Source organism: Stutzerimonas nitrititolerans, assembly GCF_003696285.1.
GTDB lineage: Bacteria > Pseudomonadota > Gammaproteobacteria > Pseudomonadales > Pseudomonadaceae > Stutzerimonas > Stutzerimonas nitrititolerans.
In genome coordinates, this window is the sequence record NZ_RFFL01000015.1 from 106774 (window position 1) to 124878 (window position 18105).

Below are 18105 nucleotides of genomic sequence, written 5' to 3' on the forward strand. Positions count from 1 at the left end.
GCCTGCAGAAGCAGGCACTGCCTCAGAGCTGATCGAGCAGCACCGTCGCCTTGGTGAAGGTTTCGATGTTATCGATCAGCCGATCCAGGCATTCGGCCGCCTCTTTCGGATCGCCCGCCGCAATCGCCGCGGCTACGGCGGCGTGCAGCCGGGCCATCTCGGGCAGGTCGGCAGCCTGCTTGTAATGCAGGTACCAGAAGCGCCGGGAAAGACCGTTGAGCGAGCGCAACGCACTCTCGGCGAATTCGTTCCTGGCCGCGATCAGGCACAGCTCGTTGAACTCGCGGTCGGAGCGCATGAAGGTGATGTCGTCGTTGTCGACAGCCGCCGCATTGAACTCCTCGGCCAGCCGCGCGAAGGATTTACGCTGCTGCTCGTTCGCTCGCTTGGCGGCACTGCGGCAGACCAACCGCTCGATCTCCCGCCGGGTCTCGATCAGCCTCAGCTGCTTGCCGATATCGATGGCCGGGATCAGCAGGCCCCGCTGCGGCATCACCAGGATCAGATGCTCGCGCGCCAGACGCTGCACCGCCTCGCGAAGGGGCGTGCGACCGATGCCGGTCATGGCACTCAGCGACTGCTCGGAAATGAGCGTCCCGGGCGGAATACGGAGCGTGACTATGGCTTCTTCGAGCTGCTGATAAGCGATATCGGTGAGCTTGGCCTTCGATTTTCCCGTCAAGCTGGGAAGAGGCGACGTCAGGGTGGTGCTGCTTTCCATTCGGCTGTTCCTTTCGATCCAATCGCAGCATAGCAAAAGTGAATCATGATCAGCTAGACTAATATATCAGCTGTACATCGAAGGAAATAACAATGACTCGAACATCGATGGAAACAGGCCGGATGAGTCTACTCGCTGTGCATGGCATTCAAGGCACCAGCGCTGCGTGGTCATCCGTCGCCCAAGCCTGTGCGACACAAGCCCACGTCATCTGCCCCAACCTGCGCGGACGGGGTAACGCCCTGCGCGGGCAAGCCCCCCAGGACTACAGGCTGGAAGCCTTCAGCGGGGATCTCGCGCAAATAGCTCGACAGCTCGACGGGCCTTTCATCCTGGCCGGCTGGAGCATGGGCGTATCCGTAACGCTCGAATACCTGCGCCGCAACGCTGGTCCACAGCCATGCGCTCTGATTCTGCTTTCCGGCACCCCTCGCCCCGGCCTGGCGCCCTGGTTCAGTGAACGCGGCGATCGGCTGCTGAAGGAAATCGCCGCACGCGAGAAGCGCCTGAAACTCGCCATGGCCGCCGATCACCAGGCGGTTGCCTGGACCTGGGAAGGCCTTCAGGACGTCGATCACAGCGCCGCCCTCGCGGATATCCAGCTGCCCACCCTGATCATTCATGGCGATGCCGACCCGGACTCGCCCCTCGAACATGCGCGCTGGTTGTCCGAGGGCATCCCCAACGCCGAGCTGCACGTTATCGCCGGTGCCGGGCACAGCCTGCTGACGGAAAACACCGCCGAGGTGGCGCAGCACATCAACGCCTTCATCGCCAAGCTTCATCACGCTCAGGAGCGACCATGAGAACCGAAGACCTGATTCATTTCTGCGCACCCGGACGCCTGATCATCGGCAATGGCTCGCGCCACCAGCTGCCCCAGTTGCTCGCCCGGCTGGGCTATCGCTCCGGGGTGCTGGTCACCGACGCCTTCTTCGCCGAGAAAACCCCTTGGGTAAAGGAATACACCGAGGCCGCCGAACGGCTGGGCATAAGCACCATCATCTATGCCGGCGGCCTGCCCGATCCGACGACGGGCCTGTGCGACGAAGCCACCGCTGTCCTGCGTGACCAATTGGCCGGCAAGCAGCCGGACCATGTCATTGCCCTAGGCGGCGGCAGCAATATCGACCTGGCGAAAGCCCTGACCCTGACCCTGCCGCACGGCCGGCCCATCGCCGAGTTCGCGGGCGACATCGGCGGCTGCAGGCCGCTGCCCCTGATCGCCCTGCCGACGACTTCCGGCACGGGCTCGGAAGCGACGCCCGGTGCGATTCTGCTCGACCCCGCCAATGCGACCAAGATCGCGGTGATGGACAACGCACTGCGCCCGCAAATAGCGCTGATCGACCCCGAATTCACCTACACCTGCCCTCCCCGCGTGACGGCCGATGCCGGCATCGATGCCTTCACCCACGCCATCGAGTCCTTCCTGACGCTCGATAGCGCGCTGTTCGAGCGCGCCGGCAATCCCGATCCGGGCTATAGCGGTCGCTCGCCGTTGACCATGCTCTTCGCCAGGGAATCGATGCGCCTGTGCTTCGCCTGGATGGAGCGTGCCTACCAACAGGGCGACGACACCGAGGCGCGGGTCGGCATGGCCTATGCCAGCATCTACGCGGCACTGTCCTACGGCACCGCCGGGCTCAACGCGGGCCATGGCATCGCCTATGCGGTCGCGGGGCAGACGCACAAAAGCCACGGCAGCACCAATGCGGTGATGCTCCCCTACGTGCTCGACGCACTCTGCGAGACGCGCCAGAGCGAGCTGGCCGAAATCGCGCAAATGATGGGTTTGGCGACCGCTTGCCCGGAAGAGTCCGCGCGCCGGGTGCCCGTGGCAGTGCGCGCCATGATCGAGCGCCTGGACATTCCCAGCGACCTGAAAGCCTTCGGCATCGAAGAGGAAACCCTCGACGACCTGATCGCCGATGCGCTCGCGGTGACACGACTGGCCAAGGCGTTTCCGGTGGCCGATGCCACCCTCGCCTATCGACAGATCGTGCTGAATGCCTGGGACGGGCACCTCAGCGGTCAACCCTGACCGACCATAGAAAAGGCGCTGCTCGAATGCGGGCAGCGCCTTTTTTATCCGTTTCGACGCGGCGTGGTTGCGCTGGCCTGGTCACCCGACTGCGCCGATTCTGGCGGTTTTGCACGCGTGGCGAACCAGCAGAGGATCGACCCGATGCAGACCATGGCGGCACCCTGCCAGAACGACAGCGACAGCGGCGTACGCAACAGTACGGCCGCCAGGGCGGCGGACAGCACCGGGATGAAATACGAAGCACCGGCGAGGACGGTGACATTGCCGTGCAGGATGCCGACGTTCCACGCCGCATAGCCGAAGCCCATCGCGGAGGCGGCCAGCACCAGATAGATCAGCGCGTGGTAGCTGAATGCCATCGCTTCCCCGCCGATGGCCAGGTATTTGGCCCATAGCGCCAATGCCGTCAGCATGAAGAACAGCGTGACACCGTTCTTGCCGCCGGCGATCCGCGTGGTCACCGTGCAGTACGCCGCCCAGATCACCGCGCCGGCGAAGGCCAGCCCGTAGCTGAGGGGGTTGTCGCGGATGTTCGCCGCCATCCCGGGCAGAGCCAGCCCCTGTTCCCCGCCGAGCACCCAGCAGATCCCGAGGATCGCGATGAGGAAGCCGGGAACGATGAGCAGGTTGGCCTGTTGCTTGTTGAACAGGATCGCCGCCAGGATCGTGAAGGCCGGCCACAGGTAATTGACCATGCCGACTTCGATGGCCTGCCGGCTGCTGTTGGCGTAGCCGATGGACAGCGCAAGGCACAGCTCGTACGAGACGAACAGCAGGCTGCCCCAGACGAGATAGCGTCGGGGGAACTCCCGTATCCGCGGAAAGCCGACCGTGAACAACAGCATTACCGATGCGACGCTGTACATCATGGCGGCGCCACCGGTCGCGCCGAGGCTCTCACTGACGCCCCGGATCAGGCCGACGATCGAGCTCCACAAGACAATTGCAACGAGCCCGATGAAGGTCGCTTTACGCTGGTTTTTCATGCCGCCCTGCTTACATTCAACATTCGATTGAAGGATCGCCCCTGGCCGATGGCGTTTGACTCGAACCGAGGGGCACGAATTCCAGCACAGTGGATCGTCTTGAGCCACCCGAGGAGCCGAGCGGACCCTGCCAGTCGCGCCAATATCTGCGTTGCAAGCGAAGCCTTTGCCATCGCCCCAGAGAGACTGTTGAGGTAACGCGAGCAGCGCCTTTTTCTCATTCGTTCGAGGTATTCATTTGGTCTGTGGCAAATCGCCGCCCTCTACCAAAACGGAGGTAATTCTTGTCGAGACGCAAGGTTCGTCTGCCGGGTTTGCCGCGTAATGAGCAGCAACTAGATCCTGCAGGAGCGTAACTTGTGAATACGATCAAATACCTGGCCTTGTCTGTTGCACTGGCTTTTAGCGGTCAGGCTCTGGCGGACGCCGCGGACGGTTTGCCACATGTGAAGGTCAGTCTTGTGGCTCCGCCTCAGGTGCATGCCCATGAGCAAGTGGCGCCGAAAGAGCCGCGCGTGGTGCAGTTCCGCCTGGTGATCGAGGAAAAGAAAATGGTCATCGACGACCAGGGCACCACGCTCCAGGCGATGACCTTCAACGGTTCGATGCCCGGCCCGACCATGGTGGTGCACGAGGGTGATTACGTAGAGCTGACCCTGGTCAACCCGGCCACCAACACCATGCCGCACAACATCGACCTGCACGCGGCTACCGGTGCGCTGGGCGGCGCCGCAATGACCCTGGTATCTCCCGGACAGGAAGCCGTGCTGCGCTTCAAGGCCGACCGTGCCGGAACCTTCGTCTATCACTGCGCACCCGAAGGCATGGTCGCCTGGCACGTGCTGGCCGGCATGAGCGGCACGCTGATGGTGCTGCCGCGCGAGGGTCTGAAGGACCCGGCCGGCAACCCGCTGCATTACGACCGTGCCTACACCATCGGCGAGTTCGACCTGTACATTCCCAAGGACAAGGACGGCAAGTTCAAGGACTATAGCACCCTGCTCGACAGCTATGCCGACACTCGCGAAACCATGCGCGGCCTGATCCCGAGCCACGTGGTGTTCAACGGCCGGGTCGGCGCCCTGACCGGCAAGAACGCCCTCAAAGCCAACGTCGGCGAATCGGTGCTGCTGATCCACTCCCAGGCCAACCGCGACTCCCGTCCGCACCTGATCGGCGGCCACGGTGACTGGGTTTGGGAAACCGGCAAGTTCGACAACCCGCCGCTGAAGAATCTTGAGACCTGGTTCGTGCGCGGTGGCTCGGCCGCCGTGGCGCTCTACACCTTCCGCCAGCCCGGCGTCTATGCCTACCTCAACCACAACCTGATCGAGGCGGAAATGGGCGCGGCCGGCCATATCGTGGTGGAAGGCGGCGAGTGGAACGAGGAGCTGATGAAGCAGGTCAAGGCGCCCGGTCCGATCACATCACAGGAGTGAGGCCATGCGTCGCTTCGTGTACCTCGCGGCCCCGCTGCTACTGGGCCTGCTGACCGCCTGCGATGAGCAGACTCTGGTGGAGCCGGAGCTCGTCACGGTCCCGGCTGGCCTGGCGCGCTATCACTTGCCAGGCACCAGCGAGGTGCACGAAGAGCGCCTGGAAAAATTTTCCATCATGCGCCGCCAGGTCAGCCAGGCCGAATACGCCGCCTGTGTCGATGCCGGCGAATGCCCGGCACTGGAGACAGCGGATGAGGTTTCGGCACAGTTGCCGGCGGTGGGATTGAGTTGGCAGGATGCCAGCGCCTATGCGGCCTGGCTCTCTCGCCGGAGCGGACATCACTATCGGTTGCCGCGGCATGGCGAATGGATACTGGCGGCTGCCTCGGCCTACATTGACGAAGCGCCGGTGACAGAAGATCCACGCAATCCGGCACGCCGCTGGCTCGCCGAGTATGCGCAACGTGCCAGCCGCGAGCGCCTGCCGGAAGCGCTCAAGCCCTTTGGCGGCTATGGGAGCAACGAGCACGGCTTGCTGGATGCCGGTGGGAATGTCTGGGAGTGGACCGACACCTGCTTTTCGGGCAGTGGTGGCGACTTCTGCAACATTCGCATCGCCGCTGGACGCCACCCGTCGGTACTGTCCGATTTCGAGCGCAACCCCACCAGTGGCGCCTGTTCGGTGGGTCTGCCACCGACCCATCTGGGCCTGAGGCTGGTGCGCGAAGGTTGAGATCGGCGAACCTGATTGCCGAGATTCTCCCATTCAGCCTCCAGAAATAGAAAACGCCTCGCCGAATCACTTCGACGAGGCGTTTCTGGTTGACGACCTGGCCTGCAGATCAGTTGGAAACGTCCTCCAGTGAGCGTCCCTTGGTCTCCACACCCAGGAAGATGATCAGCAGCGCGGCGATGGCGAAGGATATGGCGCCCATGGAGAACACTCCACCCTGCCCGGTGAGCGGCAGCAGCACGCCGACGATGTAGGGGCCAAGCAGCGCGCCGAAGCGGCCGATGGACGAGGCGAAGCCAGTACCGGTCGCACGCAGGCGAGTCGGATAAAGCTCGGGGGTGTAGGCGTAAAGCACCGACCACATGCCGAACAGGAAGAACTGCATGAACAGACCAGCGGTGATCAGCCATACAAGAGGCGCGGCGGTTGCGGCGGCTTGGCCATAAAGGAAGGCCGAGGCCGCGCTGCACAGCAGCATCAGCACGCAGGTGCCCTTTCGTCCCCACGCCTCGACCAGCCAGGCCGCGAAGATGAAGCCGGGTATGCCCGCCAGCGAGATGTAGACCGTGTAGAGCGCCGATTGGGTGGCTTCATACCCGGCGTTCTGCAACAGCGCGCCCAGCCAGGCCGTCAGGCCGTAGTAACCGAGCAGTGCGAAGAACCAGAGCCCCCACAACATCAGAGTGCGCTGGGCATATTCACCCTGCCAGATGTCGCGAAAGCGCGCCTTGGCCACCAGGGCGCTAGCCGCGTTTTCCATGCTGCGCGTCACCACCGGCAGCGCGTTCATCTGTGCAGAGCGCATGACCGATGCCTCGAAGCGATCCATGGTCGTATCGGCTTCGTCGTTACGACCGACCTCGGCCAGCCAGCGCGGCGACTCGGGCACGCAACGACGCACGATGAAGACGAACAGGGCCGGAACGGCCAGGGCGATGAAGATTCCGCGCCAGCCGATGATCGGCATGAAGAAGTAGGCGATCACCCCGGCACAGATGAAGCCCAGCGGCCAGAAGCCTTCGAGGATGGCGATGTAGCGGCCGCGGCTCTTGGCCGGGACGATTTCCGATACCAGCGAGAGCCCGATGGGAAACTCCATGCCCATGCCGAAGCCGAGCAGCACGCGGAACCACATCAGTTGCTCGACATTCTCGGCGAAGCCGCACAGGAGGCTGCCGACGCCCCAGAAAATCATGCTCAGCTGGAAAACCGGTTTGCGTCCGAACTTGTCGGCGAGCATGCCGGCGATTGCCGCACCGAGGAACATTCCCACGAAACTGGAACTGGCCAACAGGCCCGCCTGCGTCGAGGTGAGGCCGAATTCGGCGGTGATCGAACCCAGCATGAAGGTCATCATGCCCAGGTCCAGTGAATCGAAGAACCATGCGGTCGCAATGATCGCGAAGAGCTTTCGTTGATAGCCCGACATAGGCAGCCGCTCGAAGCGAGCCGCGATATAGGCAATCGTGGTCATAGCCTTACTCCATATCTTGTTGTTGTCTGGAAGCTTGCACGCCACTGATATATTAGCCGTATTCCAAAGATACGCTAGCGCAATCTCACAACCTCACCTAATATATCAGTCGTGTACAACAACAAAAGCCGGAGAGCACCACCATGATGACTGAACGCCAACGGAAATTCCGTGAAGAATACAAAGCCGACATCAGCCCCCATTACAACGGCCTGCTGCATGTCGCGGTGATGTATGGAGTGGGCCTCACAGCGGCCTGGTACTGCCTTTCGCAGATACAGGGCGCCACGTGGGAATGGTTGCTGATGGTGCCGGTGTTCATCGCCGGGAATTTCGTCGAGTGGTTCATGCACCGCTACGTCATGCACAAGCGCATCGACGTCTGGGCCCTGCGCGCCATCTATGAACGCCACACCCGCCAGCACCATCAGTATTTCACCGACGTGGAGCCGACCATCGACTCCTCCAGGGAATTTCGCATCGTCTTCTTCCCGTGGCGCGTGCTGCTTACCCTGGGCGTCGCGGGTACCACGCTCGGCTATCTGACGTCACTGATATTCAACGCCAACGCAGGCTTCATCGTGTTCCTGACGATGGTCCTGCAGTACCTCATCTACGAGACCTTCCACTACTGCTGCCATGTGCATGAGAACTGGTTCGTGCGCAACGTACCGTTTATCAACACCATCCGCCGCCACCACACGGCCCACCACAACTGGGGGATCATGATGAAGTACAACATGAACCTCACCTTCCCCATCGCCGACTGGTTCATGGGCACCACGGACCTGCGCCGCGGGCTGCTCGGCCATCTGTTCAACGGCTACAGCGAAAAGCACGTCAAGGAAGAGCTGAAGCCGGTCATCGCGAAATTCCGCAAGGGCGAAAAGCACGTCACCCTCGACGGCCCGGAACTGGACGAAAGCGAACTGGGCGCAATGACCGCTCGCTAAGAGAAGTGACGCAGCACAGGATGGGCGCCTCCCCCGGCGCTCGTCCTGCGTTGCGTCACGATCGGTTATGGTGTTTCGTCCTGAGGATGATCTTCCAGCCTTATCGCCATCCATGAGTTCGCGAGGCATCGCATGTCCCGTCACGATCGTTTCAAGCCTGCCACCCGCTATCGACCCTATGCCGGCGCAGCCGGCGGCTGGGGTGCGCTGCGCAGCGTTACCGGGCACTGGCTCGGTAGCGACAATGCGCTGAAGAACATCCGCGCCCTGCTCAAAACCAATCAGCATGGCGGTTTCGATTGCCCCGGCTGCGCCTGGGGTGAATCCGCCGAGATCGGGCCGATCAAATTCTGCGAAAACGGCGCCAAGGCGGTGAACTGGGAAGCCACCAAGCGCCGCGTCGACGCCTCCTTTTTTGCCCGCCACAGCGTCAGCCAGTTGCGCGAGCAGAGTGATTACTGGCTCGAATATCAGGGGCGCCTGACCGAGCCAATGCGCTATGACCACGCCAACGACCGCTACCGTCCCATCGGCTGGGACGAAGCCTTCTCCCTGATCGCCGGTCATCTCAAGCGCCTGGACGATCCGAATCAGGCCGAGTTCTACACCTCCGGGCGCGCCAGTAACGAGGCGGCCTACCTCTATCAACTGTTCGTCCGGGCCTTTGGCAGCAACAACTTCCCCGATTGTTCGAACCTGTGTCATGAAGCCAGTGGTGTGGCGCTGGGCCAGAGCATCGGCGTGGGCAAAGGCACCGTCAGCTTCGAGGATTTCGAGCATGCCGACGCAATCTTCGTGCTTGGCCAGAACCCGGGCACCAACCACCCGCGGATGCTCGAACCGCTGCGCGAGGCCGTCCAGCGCGGCGCCCGTGTGGTGGTGTTCAACCCGCTGAAAGAGCGTGGGCTGGAGCGCTTCCAGCATCCGCAAAAGGCGCTGGAGATGCTCTCCAATCGGGACCGTGCGACCAGCACCGCCTATTTCCGACCGAATCTCGGTGGCGATATGGCGCTCGTACGCGGCATGGTCAAATACCTCTGGCAATGGGAACGCGAGGCGCAGGCCAAACAACAGCCGGGGCTGTTCGATCACGCGTTCATCGCACAGCACACCCAGGGGCTCGACGCCTACCTGGAGCTCGTCGAGGCAACGCCCTGGGAGCAGATCGAAACCCAGACCGGACTTGCTCGCAGCGAGATCGAGCAGGCTGCACGCCTGTATGCCGAAGCCGAACGGGTGATCATCTGCTGGGCGATGGGCATCACCCAGCATCAGCATTCGGTGGCGACCATCCAGGAAATCACCAACCTCGCCCTGTTGCGCGGCAACATCGGCAAGCCCGGCGCGGGCCTGTGCCCCGTGCGCGGTCACAGCAACGTGCAGGGCGACCGAACGATGGGCATCAACGAGCGGCCAACGCAGGCGTTCCTCAATACCCTGGAAAAGCATTTCGACTTCGTCGCGCCGCGCCAGCCAGGACACAACGCGGTCGCCGCGATCAGTGCCATGCTCACCGGCCAGGCTCGAGTCTTCATCGGCCTGGGCGGCAATTTCGCCCAGGCCACGCCCGATACCGTCCGTACCCACCAGGCGCTGCAGAACTGCGAACTCACCGTGCAGATCAGCACCAAGCTCAACCGCAGCCATCTGACCTGCGGGCGCGAGGCGCTGATCCTGCCCTGCCTGGGCCGAACCGACATCGACCGCCAGGCATGCGGGCCGCAGGCGGTAACGGTCGAGGACTCGTTCAGCATGGTCCACGCCTCCCACGGCCAGCTGGAACCGCTGTCGCCCCTGATGCGTTCGGAACCGGCGATCATCGCCGGTATCGCAGCAGCGACGCTCGGCCCTCAGCCGGTCGACTGGGCCTGGCTGGTCGAGGATTACGCACGCATTCGCCAGCTGATTGCCGCGACCATCCCGGGCTTCGCCGACTTCGAAACCAAACTGCAGCGCTCGGGAGGCTTCTACCTGGGCAACGCCGCCTCCCGCCGACAATGGAATACGCCTGAAGGCAAGGCGGCCTTCAGCGCCCACGCCTTGCCCGATGAACTGCTGCCACAGCAGATCCGCAGCCTGGGCGTTACACCGGATCTGATTCTGCAGAGCCTGCGCTCACATGACCAGTACAACACCACCATCTATGGTCTGGAGGATCGTTACCGGGGCGTGAAGGGCATGCGCGAGGTGATCTTCGTCAATCCGCAGGACATCCAGCGACTGGGTTACGAGCCCGGACAGAAAGTCGATGTGATTTCCCTCTGGAATGACGGCATCGAGCGCCGCATCACCGGCATGACCCTGCTGCCCTACGACACGCCTTCGGGCCAGGCGGCGGCCTATTATCCGGAGACCAACCCCCTGGTACCCCTGGAAAGCCATGGCGAGGGGAGCCACACGCCCACTTCGAAATTCATCGCCATTCGCCTGGAAAGGACCACTGATGTCGGTGATGGCTTGAACCTGCACCCACTCTCACGCACAAGAGAACACAACCACTCGGAGGGATCGATATGAACGAGCCATTACGCCTGGACCGGCTTCGCGGGTTCGTCATCGAGCTGGCCGCTCTGCTGGAGCGGCAGCCGGAGGAATCGGCAATTCTCGAACAGGGTCAGGAGCTGTTGCGGCGACTGGTTGAACACGATGACTGGCTGCCCGAACAATTCGCCGTGCCGCATCCTGAACATTATCTGCAGTACCTGTTGCATGCCGACTCGCTGCAGCGCTTCTCCGTGGTCAGCTTCGTCTGGGGACCGGGACAGCGAACGCCCGTACACGACCACCGGGTCTGGGGAATGATCGGCATGCTGCGGGGCGCCGAACTGGGGCAACACTTCGAGCGCCAGCCCGACGGTACCTTGCGCCCCGCAGGCGAACCGCTGCGGCTCGAGCGCGGCGAGGTCGAATGCGTGTCGCCCGCCATCGGCGACATCCACCAGGTCAGCAATGCCTTTGATGACCGTGTCTCGATCAGCATCCACGTCTACGGCGGCAATATCGGCGCGGTGAAGCGTGCCGTTTATCAGGCGGATGGTAGCGAGAAACTGTTCATTTCCGGCTACAGCAACAACCTGCTGCCGAATATCTGGAGTTGACCGATGCTCCCAGCCAAGCAGCTTTCTCACTGTTTGGCTGCTGGTGGGCACGAGGCGTGCTGATTCGAAGACGCGAGCCGTGACTTGATGAATAACAACCAGGGCCGACACCGATTGGCTGCTGTGGTTATCGCTCCGGTTTAGCGAAGTGAGCGAACGAGACCGAACCTGATACAGCAGGCAGCGCGATCTCATATTCTCAGATACAACCACCTGAACTTTGTCTACAGACACATACTGAGCTATAGTTGTATCTACAGAAACAAAACAGGTGCTATCAAGTCATGGCGGCAGTTATCCAGGCACAGGCCTTTACCAAGGATCAATGCACAGCCGGTTTGCGAGCGGCAGTGAATATCCTCGAGAAATGGCAGGCGACCACCGAGCAGGCCTGCAACATTCTTCGCATTTCGCGCAGCACCCATGTGCGGGCCAAGCTGCCTAACGATGCATGGTCGGTGAGCCTCGACGCTGACCAGATGCAGCGCATCAGTTTCATCCTCAACATCCACGCGGCCCTGCGCCTGCTTTTCGACAATCCGGAGAACGTGTACGGCTTTCCTTCCATGGCCAACCACAACGAGTTCTTCAACGGGCGATCCCCACTGGAGGTCATGGCTCAGGGCGACATGATTTCCTTGTACGAATCGTTTCGACGCATCGACAGTCTGCGAGGCGCGCAGTGGTAGACCCTGACCAGCTCCCTGTGCGGGCCGAAGCCCATCTGCGGGCCTACCGACTGGTCAACTCCAAATTCCCACCCATCGCGCTGTTCGACGATGTAGCCGATGCCAGCGAATTCGAAACGCTGTATCAACTGCAGGCCCTGACCAACCCCAGGCTGCAGAACGACGCCGGACGTCTCGAGCTGATACCCCGCGCGGAAATACCTTTCGGCATTCCCGGCTGCTCGTACGCCACGGCGCCCTTTACCCATGTCAACCCAGCCGGTTCGCGCTTCAGCGACGGAAGCTACGGTGTGCTGTACCTGGCCAGCAGCATGGATACGGCACTCGCCGAAGTCCGCTACCACCAGGACCGCTACTGGTCCAATGTCGAAGGCCTGAGCTACGAGCGATTCGTCTTCCGCGGCCTGTCATGCCAGTTCAACGAGGCCGGTATGCTCGACGCGACAGTCATCCCGATGACGGATCCGATCTACGATCCCGACGACTACGCCCAGGCCAATCACCTCGGCCGGCGGGTGAAACAAGCCAGGCACCCCGGCTTGCGCTACCGTTCGGTACGTAACGCAGGCCAGGATTGCTGGGCACTCATGACCCCAAGGCCAGTAACCTCCATCATCCAGACCGCCCACTACGAAATGATCTGGAACGGCTGCATTTCCAGCGTCAGCGCCATTCGTGCGGTTTGAACAAAGGCGCCGCCAGCTCCCTGCGTTACGCTGGCAGCTACCCTAGCCCTTCGATTCGAACGACATGGCGATACCGATCGCCAGACCTACCCCAATCCCCATGACAAGGTTGTCGGCGAAGATTCCGATGATCACGCCTATGACCAAGCCGACGCCGACGCCTAGCTGTTTCCGATTCTTCATTGCGGCAAATGTGGATCCGGATTGGGAAGAATGATCGGCAGGTCGTCCCGACAAACAATGGCCATCGACCGCCATCTTGGAGCATCAATCAGAGGCAGGCCAATGGCACACCGCCTCGATGTTGTAGCCGTCCAGGTCATGTACGAAGGCAGCGTAGTAGTTGCCGTGGTATTGCGGACGAAGGCCAGGCGCGCCGTTATCGATACCGCCCGCAGCAAGCGCAGCCTGATAGAAAGCATCGACCTGCTCGCGCGTCCGCGCCCGGAAAGCAAGATGACAACGCTCGCGCGGCACCTCGGCCTGCAACAAGCAGAACTCTCCAGCAGGGTCTTCACCCGGAACAGGCTTCACCCCACCAAACAGCACACCGTCATCGTCGAGTTCCTTGCGCACGTGCATTCCAAGTGGTTTCAGCACAGCCGAATAGAACACTCGGCTGGCTGCAAGATTCGAGACCTGGATGACGATATGGTCGATCATGAAAGGCCTCCGTTGGAAGCAGGACCGTATCGATGAGCACATTTCAACTTAGTTTTACCAAGCCGTCGCCGCCCGCCACATTCACAGCGTTCTTCACCATTTTTTGTGCCGAGCACTGTTGAAGTTGCCAACGTGGACGACGATGCCAAATGGTGCCATTCGCAGTCTCGAACATCGACCTGCATTCCGATGCCTTGTCGATGTATCTGAGTGGCCCAGGGGTCCTATGGTTTCCACCTACGTAAACGGTGAAGACAAAACCAGGCAGATCAGCGACTGGTCGATCTACTGGAGCGACAAGTACGAAACCCTGCGACTAACCTGTTATTATCCCTCCAAGAAAACTCACACCCGCCCGCTCAGCGACTGCCGTGTTTTTCCTACCCGCGAATTGGGCGAGATGCTGCTGACCAAGCCCGGCAGCACGATCGTCACGTCTATCGCCAAAGCGACAACCTACGGCGAGCGGTATGCCGTCGTGCACTATCCGGACGCCGACAAGCCCTACGTCTACAAGATGGAAGGTATCGGCTTTACCGCGCCGACGGCGATGAAGGACGCGCCGGTCTTCCATTATTTCTTAGCCGTGGCGAATACCCGACAGGATCGCGCCGCGTCGAAAACTGACCGTGAGATCGCCGCCAACATCGTGCGCCAACTGGAAAAACTGCCCGCCGTCGCCGACACCGCCTTGCAAGCCTACTGCACGGGGCGCAACGGCACGTTGGCGCCGGACCAAGAGCTGATCTATCCGTTCGGCCTGAACGAGAGCCAGCTCGAGGCGGTCGAGTAAGCGTTCCGTGCGCAGGTCAGCGTAATCGAGGGCCCACCGGGAGCCGATAAGACCCAGACCATCCTCAACATCCTCGCCAATATCCTGCTGCGCGGACAGACGGTGGCGGTGCTGTCCAACAACAATGCGGCGGTGGAAAACGTCTACGAGAAGCTGGAGAAATGCGTCCTGGGCCACCTCATCGCCAAACTCGGCAATCAGAGCAACCGCGAGGAATTCTTCGCTGATCTACCGCCTTGGCCATCAAACGAGCCCGAGCCCGCACCGACGCTGGACGAGATTCAGGCCCTCCTGGCCCGCTTGAAGCAGCACTTGCACGATCACAATCGGGCGGCGCAAATGCAGGTCGAGCTCGATGAGCTGAGCATCGAGCGGCGCTACCTGCAGCAATGGCAGGCAGACAGCGATATACAGGCTGCCAGCTCGCTGGACAAGTACGGACTGTCGCTGCGCAAGACCGCAGATCTGATGGCCTACCTGGCCCATCTCGGTGAGCACCGCATCCGCCGCAAGGATCGCATCGAGCTGCTGTTCAACTTCAGGATTTTCCGCGCGAAGCCATTCGCCCAGGGCGATGCTCGCCTGTCCGTCTTTCACGCCCCTGCAGATGCACTATTACGACAAGGCGTCGCAAGACAAGGAAGCGGAGCTGCAGGCGTGCCGCGAATCGCTGGCACGCGGAAATTTCACCAGCCTTGCTGGATGAATTGAAAAAGGCATCGATGCGTCATCTGAAGCAGCATCTACGATATAAATAAGGCGCGGCCGTCGGACAGCTTTGATACCGAGACGTACAAGCAGCCACCCTCGACGACGGCTTCACCGGCACGCTGCACACCCTGACGCTCTTGCAGATGTGATGCTACCGGCTCGCCTGTTGAGAAAAGCCTTAGAGCTGCAAGTCAGGCGCCCTGAAAATTGACCGGCTCTGGACCTGTATTGGTCCGTTTGATGACGACGGTACCGGCGAGCTTGTCATGCCAGCCCTGCTTGCGCTTATCGAATGCGACCCAAATCAGCCCCAGGCCAAGTGGAAGAATCGATATGTAGTAAGCGAGATAACGGCCGAGCAGTTGCGCTGGACTGGCGAGCTGTCCCGTTTCTGCATCAACGATCCTGGCCGAGATTGCCATCTTCCCCGGGGTCGCTTGCTTGTATATCCAGAATACGATCGTCGCGAAGGCAGGAAGTACCCAGGTTATTAGGAAGTCAGCTGGGCCTGCGACGAAATCAGGCTGCTCTGCATCGAAATACTCCCACCCGTATATCGAGAGAATCAACGGAACGTTTATCAGCATCAGCAGAACGGTGTCGACGAGTGCCGCACCTGCCCTTGACCAAAACCCCGCGTACTCCAGTCCTTGATCTTCCATTTAGCTCATCCTTGATGTGGTTGCAGATGGCCGATCATTTTCTCTCAAGTGGCCGCTTTAGAAAGTGAACTACACCTCGCCGCAACTCGAAGCCTAGTCATAACTGCCCGCTACCAAGCGTGATTCTGATGCTGCGGGCTTTGCCACTGCGATGGTTGATGCGCAGAGATGCACATTGAACGAGGGGTAACTGTGGGCGTTGTCGTATTGCTGCAGGAGATGCAGATGCCACACAGTGAAGCGTTCAATCACCTTAGTCTGCCCTTCCATTAGTGGCGACTTCGCCGAGTCAGGCCGAGTCGCAGAGGCCCTGACTGGATCGAAGAGGATTGGTGTCTCCCGGCAAGGTCGCCACGGCTTTTTCCGGCACAGCATCCTTTTAAGCAATTGCGTCTCCCGTCTTCACCGGGCCGCGCTGTCGTGCATCGAACTGGCGGGCCATCTCGCCCCTGCGGGCGTCCATCGTGCCCCCTGGTCGGCTGACGCCATGCCGAAGGTCACTACCTGCCGGCCGCTGCCGATCAGATCCTTGCGGCGGCACGTCGGGTCGTCGACCTGAAAGTCCAGCGGGGCGCACCGTTCACGGCTCCCGACATCGTCAAGGAATACCTGGGTTCCAAGCTGGCAGGCTTCGAACACGAGGTGTTTGCGGTATTGTTTCTCGACAACCGGTATCGGCGGATCGACTATGTCGAGATGTTCCGCAGAACCAACGATGGCGCCTCGGTATACCCGCGGGAAGTGGTGAAGGAGGCTCTGAAGCGCAATGCGGCGGCGGTAATCCTTTCGCATAACCATCCGAGCGGGCATTCGGAACCGAGCCAGGCCGATAGGACGCTGACCGAGCGAGTGAAGGACGCACTGGGCCTTGTGGACGTTCGGATTCTGGATCACATCATCGTGGCCGGCCTGGAGCGGGTATCGTTTGCCGAGCTGGGACTGCTCTAGGAGAAACGGGGGCTTCGGCCCCCTTGGTTTTCAGCGGCTCAGCCGCGGACCTGGCCTGTGCGAACAGGCTGGAATCCGGGCGAAGGGAAGAAAACTGGCAACGCCCATCAGCCTGGCTGCCCTTGATGGTCCGACACCGCACGCTGACAGCCATCTAAAACACGCGGCGGCGGCGACACGTCCGGGCCGTTTTGGGACACTCGGCTGCCTGCTCGCACACCAGGCGATAGCCGCTGGAGAGCCCTAAGGGGCTTTATCGATAGTAAACAACGTCACCTTCGACGAAGAGGCGACGACTTGCCTGAGCTGCCCTCAGGCACGAAAGCTGGTTCTCCCTGTTCTCATCGCGACACTCCTCGAGTTTGTCCCTCAGGGCATACTTGTGTTGTTTGTACCAGTCGACGGTTCGCTGAGACTCCGGCGTGCGCCGCGCCGCATCACGGTCTCGCTCCTTCAAACCCGCAATGGCCATTTCCGTGGCCTTCAGATGTGCACCCCTGGCATTGGTACAGGCCTGCTCGGTAAGCCGGAAGGGGCGGTGGTGGCAGATCCAGAGGACTCTGGACCTGTCGAGCGGATTTTCCAGATACCAGTCCACATCCGGGCTGGGACGATCGAAGCAGCCTGTCAGCACGAAAGACAAGGACACACACCATCACCATTCTCATGATGCGGCCACCACCAGACAGCAACCGATTCAACGGCATGACACTCTCGACATTACGGCGCATGAGCAGAATCCGCCTACAAGGGATCGCCAACCAGGATCGCGTAGCCCGGTTCCGCTTCACATTCCCCGAAGCTCTTCCAGGACCGACGAGCACCCTGCTCGCTTGGATTGATCTGCAGCGTGCCCTGCACGCAGTCGGCGTCCGTGGTGAGCAGTTCGGCCTCGACAGTCTCATTGCTCCACGACGTGATCCGGTATAGCCGCACTTCGGCTGTCAGGTCCTCGCCTTCGGTGTGCTGAAGCAGATTGGCCTCGGCCTCGACACACAATGAGGCCTGGCGAACGCAGCGGATCTCGATGGCGCCCATGCCAGACGGGACATAGCCGGCCTGAACGTCCCAGGCGCCCCAGACACGCATCTCCTCGGCGTTCACCGAGATGTCCAGCGGCGGGCGAATGACCTTGGGCGCTTGCATCGTCGACCCGAAATATAGCCAGCTGCCAGCGGCACATCCCACGAACGCAGCCAGCATTATCACCGCCATTTGGAGCCTGCTACGGTCCATTTCCACCTCCCTGTGGTATCACCTGGGCAACATTGCGGGAGAACGTTATCCCAGGAGCAGCATGATGCGCTCGGGTCTTGTTCACGGAGCGGTATCCAAAGATGTTTGGCATCAGCCCGGCCGAGACCGGCGGCTGGCTCGACGGACTGGCCAAATCACCATCTCCCCCAGCCCCTGTCTGAGACACGGCTCTCCAACGGTGGGCGACCCGCTTGCTAAGATCGCGCCCCTCGCCCCATACGGATGCTTCATGCTGCGCTATCTAC

General features: G+C 61.3%; 19 protein-coding genes and 1 pseudogene. 12 read left to right on the plus strand and 8 right to left on the minus strand.

The annotated features are described in order from the left end of the window. Positions 1-22 precede the first annotated feature (22 nt). The gene (locus EA795_RS17670; protein ID WP_014852610.1) at positions 23-721 is read right to left on the minus strand and encodes a GntR family transcriptional regulator; all 699 of its coding nucleotides are present in this window, start codon (positions 719-721) and stop codon (positions 23-25) included. Between the two features lie 122 nt (positions 722-843). Here EA795_RS17670 and EA795_RS17675 point away from each other — a divergent pair, with 122 nt between their 5' ends. Together EA795_RS17675 and EA795_RS17680 are read left to right on the plus strand one after the other, a co-directional pair. Further along, positions 844-1527, plus strand: coding sequence for an alpha/beta fold hydrolase (locus EA795_RS17675; RefSeq protein ID WP_205891499.1), 684 nt, complete (start codon positions 844-846; stop codon positions 1525-1527). Beyond that, on the plus strand, positions 1524-2765 hold the full coding sequence (locus EA795_RS17680; RefSeq protein WP_122078709.1) for an iron-containing alcohol dehydrogenase: 1242 nt from the start codon (positions 1524-1526) through the stop codon (positions 2763-2765). The genes EA795_RS17675 and EA795_RS17680 overlap by 4 nt, the downstream gene beginning before the upstream one ends. Positions 2766-2809: 44 nt before the next feature. On the opposite strand, the gene yddG is transcribed toward EA795_RS17680, so the two are convergent. Continuing rightward, complete coding sequence (yddG, locus tag EA795_RS17685) at positions 2810-3754, minus strand: aromatic amino acid DMT transporter YddG (RefSeq protein ID WP_122078710.1); 945 nt, start codon at positions 3752-3754, stop codon at positions 2810-2812. Positions 3755-4113: 359 nt separating this feature from the next. On the opposite strand from yddG, the gene nirK reads away from it, so the two are divergent. Together nirK and EA795_RS17695 are read left to right on the plus strand one after the other, a co-directional pair. Then, positions 4114-5193, plus strand: coding sequence for a copper-containing nitrite reductase (gene nirK, locus EA795_RS17690; protein WP_122078712.1), 1080 nt, complete (start codon positions 4114-4116; stop codon positions 5191-5193). 4 nt (positions 5194-5197) lie between these two features. Next, positions 5198-5926: an SUMF1/EgtB/PvdO family nonheme iron enzyme gene (locus EA795_RS17695; RefSeq protein WP_122078713.1), complete on the plus strand. Its 729-nt coding sequence runs from the start codon at positions 5198-5200 to the stop codon at positions 5924-5926. A gap of 109 nt (positions 5927-6035) precedes the next feature. Here EA795_RS17695 and EA795_RS17700 read toward each other — a convergent pair whose 3' ends face one another. After that, entirely contained in the window at positions 6036-7484 is a 1449-nt protein-coding gene (locus EA795_RS17700) for an MFS transporter (RefSeq protein ID WP_122078715.1), read from the minus strand. Positions 7485-7543: 59 nt separating this feature from the next. On the opposite strand from EA795_RS17700, the gene EA795_RS17705 reads away from it, so the two are divergent. From EA795_RS17705 to EA795_RS17725, 5 genes are all read left to right on the plus strand, one after another. Beyond that, complete coding sequence (locus EA795_RS17705) at positions 7544-8353, plus strand: sterol desaturase family protein (RefSeq protein ID WP_122078716.1); 810 nt, start codon at positions 7544-7546, stop codon at positions 8351-8353. Between the two features lie 132 nt (positions 8354-8485). Continuing rightward, the gene (locus tag EA795_RS17710) at positions 8486-10870 is read left to right on the plus strand and encodes an FdhF/YdeP family oxidoreductase (protein ID WP_122078718.1); all 2385 of its coding nucleotides are present in this window, start codon (positions 8486-8488) and stop codon (positions 10868-10870) included. Next, on the plus strand, positions 10867-11451 hold the full coding sequence (locus EA795_RS17715; protein ID WP_122078719.1) for a cysteine dioxygenase family protein: 585 nt from the start codon (positions 10867-10869) through the stop codon (positions 11449-11451). The genes EA795_RS17710 and EA795_RS17715 overlap by 4 nt, the downstream gene beginning before the upstream one ends. A 284-nt stretch (positions 11452-11735) precedes the next feature. After that, the gene (locus EA795_RS17720) at positions 11736-12140 is read left to right on the plus strand and encodes a hypothetical protein (RefSeq protein WP_058075790.1); all 405 of its coding nucleotides are present in this window, start codon (positions 11736-11738) and stop codon (positions 12138-12140) included. Continuing rightward, entirely contained in the window at positions 12134-12826 is a 693-nt protein-coding gene (locus EA795_RS17725) for an RES family NAD+ phosphorylase (RefSeq protein ID WP_122078721.1), read from the plus strand. The genes EA795_RS17720 and EA795_RS17725 overlap by 7 nt, the downstream gene beginning before the upstream one ends. Before the next feature lie 42 nt (positions 12827-12868). Here EA795_RS17725 and EA795_RS20980 read toward each other — a convergent pair whose 3' ends face one another. Next, a complete protein-coding gene (locus tag EA795_RS20980) occupies positions 12869-13084 on the minus strand; it encodes a glycine zipper domain-containing protein (RefSeq protein ID WP_147456320.1) in 216 nt (71 codons plus the stop codon). Between the two features lie 9 nt (positions 13085-13093). Next, positions 13094-13489 carry a VOC family protein gene (locus EA795_RS17730; protein ID WP_122078722.1) on the minus strand — a complete coding sequence of 132 codons (396 nt, stop codon included), beginning with the start codon at positions 13487-13489 and terminating at the stop codon, positions 13094-13096. A 226-nt stretch (positions 13490-13715) separates the two neighbouring features. On the opposite strand from EA795_RS17730, the gene EA795_RS21450 reads away from it, so the two are divergent. Both EA795_RS21450 and EA795_RS21455 read left to right on the plus strand, forming a co-directional pair. Next, positions 13716-14282, plus strand: a complete 567-nt coding sequence (locus EA795_RS21450; protein ID WP_240645038.1) for a hypothetical protein — start codon at positions 13716-13718, stop codon at positions 14280-14282. 24 nt (positions 14283-14306) lie between these two features. Then, on the plus strand, positions 14307-14993 hold the full coding sequence (locus tag EA795_RS21455) for a DEAD/DEAH box helicase family protein (RefSeq protein WP_432813942.1): 687 nt from the start codon (positions 14307-14309) through the stop codon (positions 14991-14993). 191 nt (positions 14994-15184) lie between these two features. Here EA795_RS21455 and EA795_RS17740 read toward each other — a convergent pair whose 3' ends face one another. After that, entirely contained in the window at positions 15185-15655 is a 471-nt protein-coding gene (locus EA795_RS17740) for an RDD family protein (protein ID WP_122078724.1), read from the minus strand. A gap of 483 nt (positions 15656-16138) precedes the next feature. Here EA795_RS17740 and EA795_RS17745 point away from each other — a divergent pair. Continuing rightward, positions 16139-16603, plus strand: a pseudogene (locus EA795_RS17745) (JAB domain-containing protein); the annotation flags it as partial. Between the two features lie 253 nt (positions 16604-16856). Here the strand turns inward: EA795_RS17745 and EA795_RS17750 are convergent. Continuing rightward, positions 16857-17237, minus strand: coding sequence for an EexN family lipoprotein (locus tag EA795_RS17750; protein ID WP_240645041.1), 381 nt, complete (start codon positions 17235-17237; stop codon positions 16857-16859). A 110-nt stretch (positions 17238-17347) separates the two neighbouring features. Next, on the minus strand, positions 17348-17839 hold the full coding sequence (locus EA795_RS17755; RefSeq protein ID WP_122078729.1) for a hypothetical protein: 492 nt from the start codon (positions 17837-17839) through the stop codon (positions 17348-17350). Positions 17840-18105 lie beyond the last annotated feature (266 nt).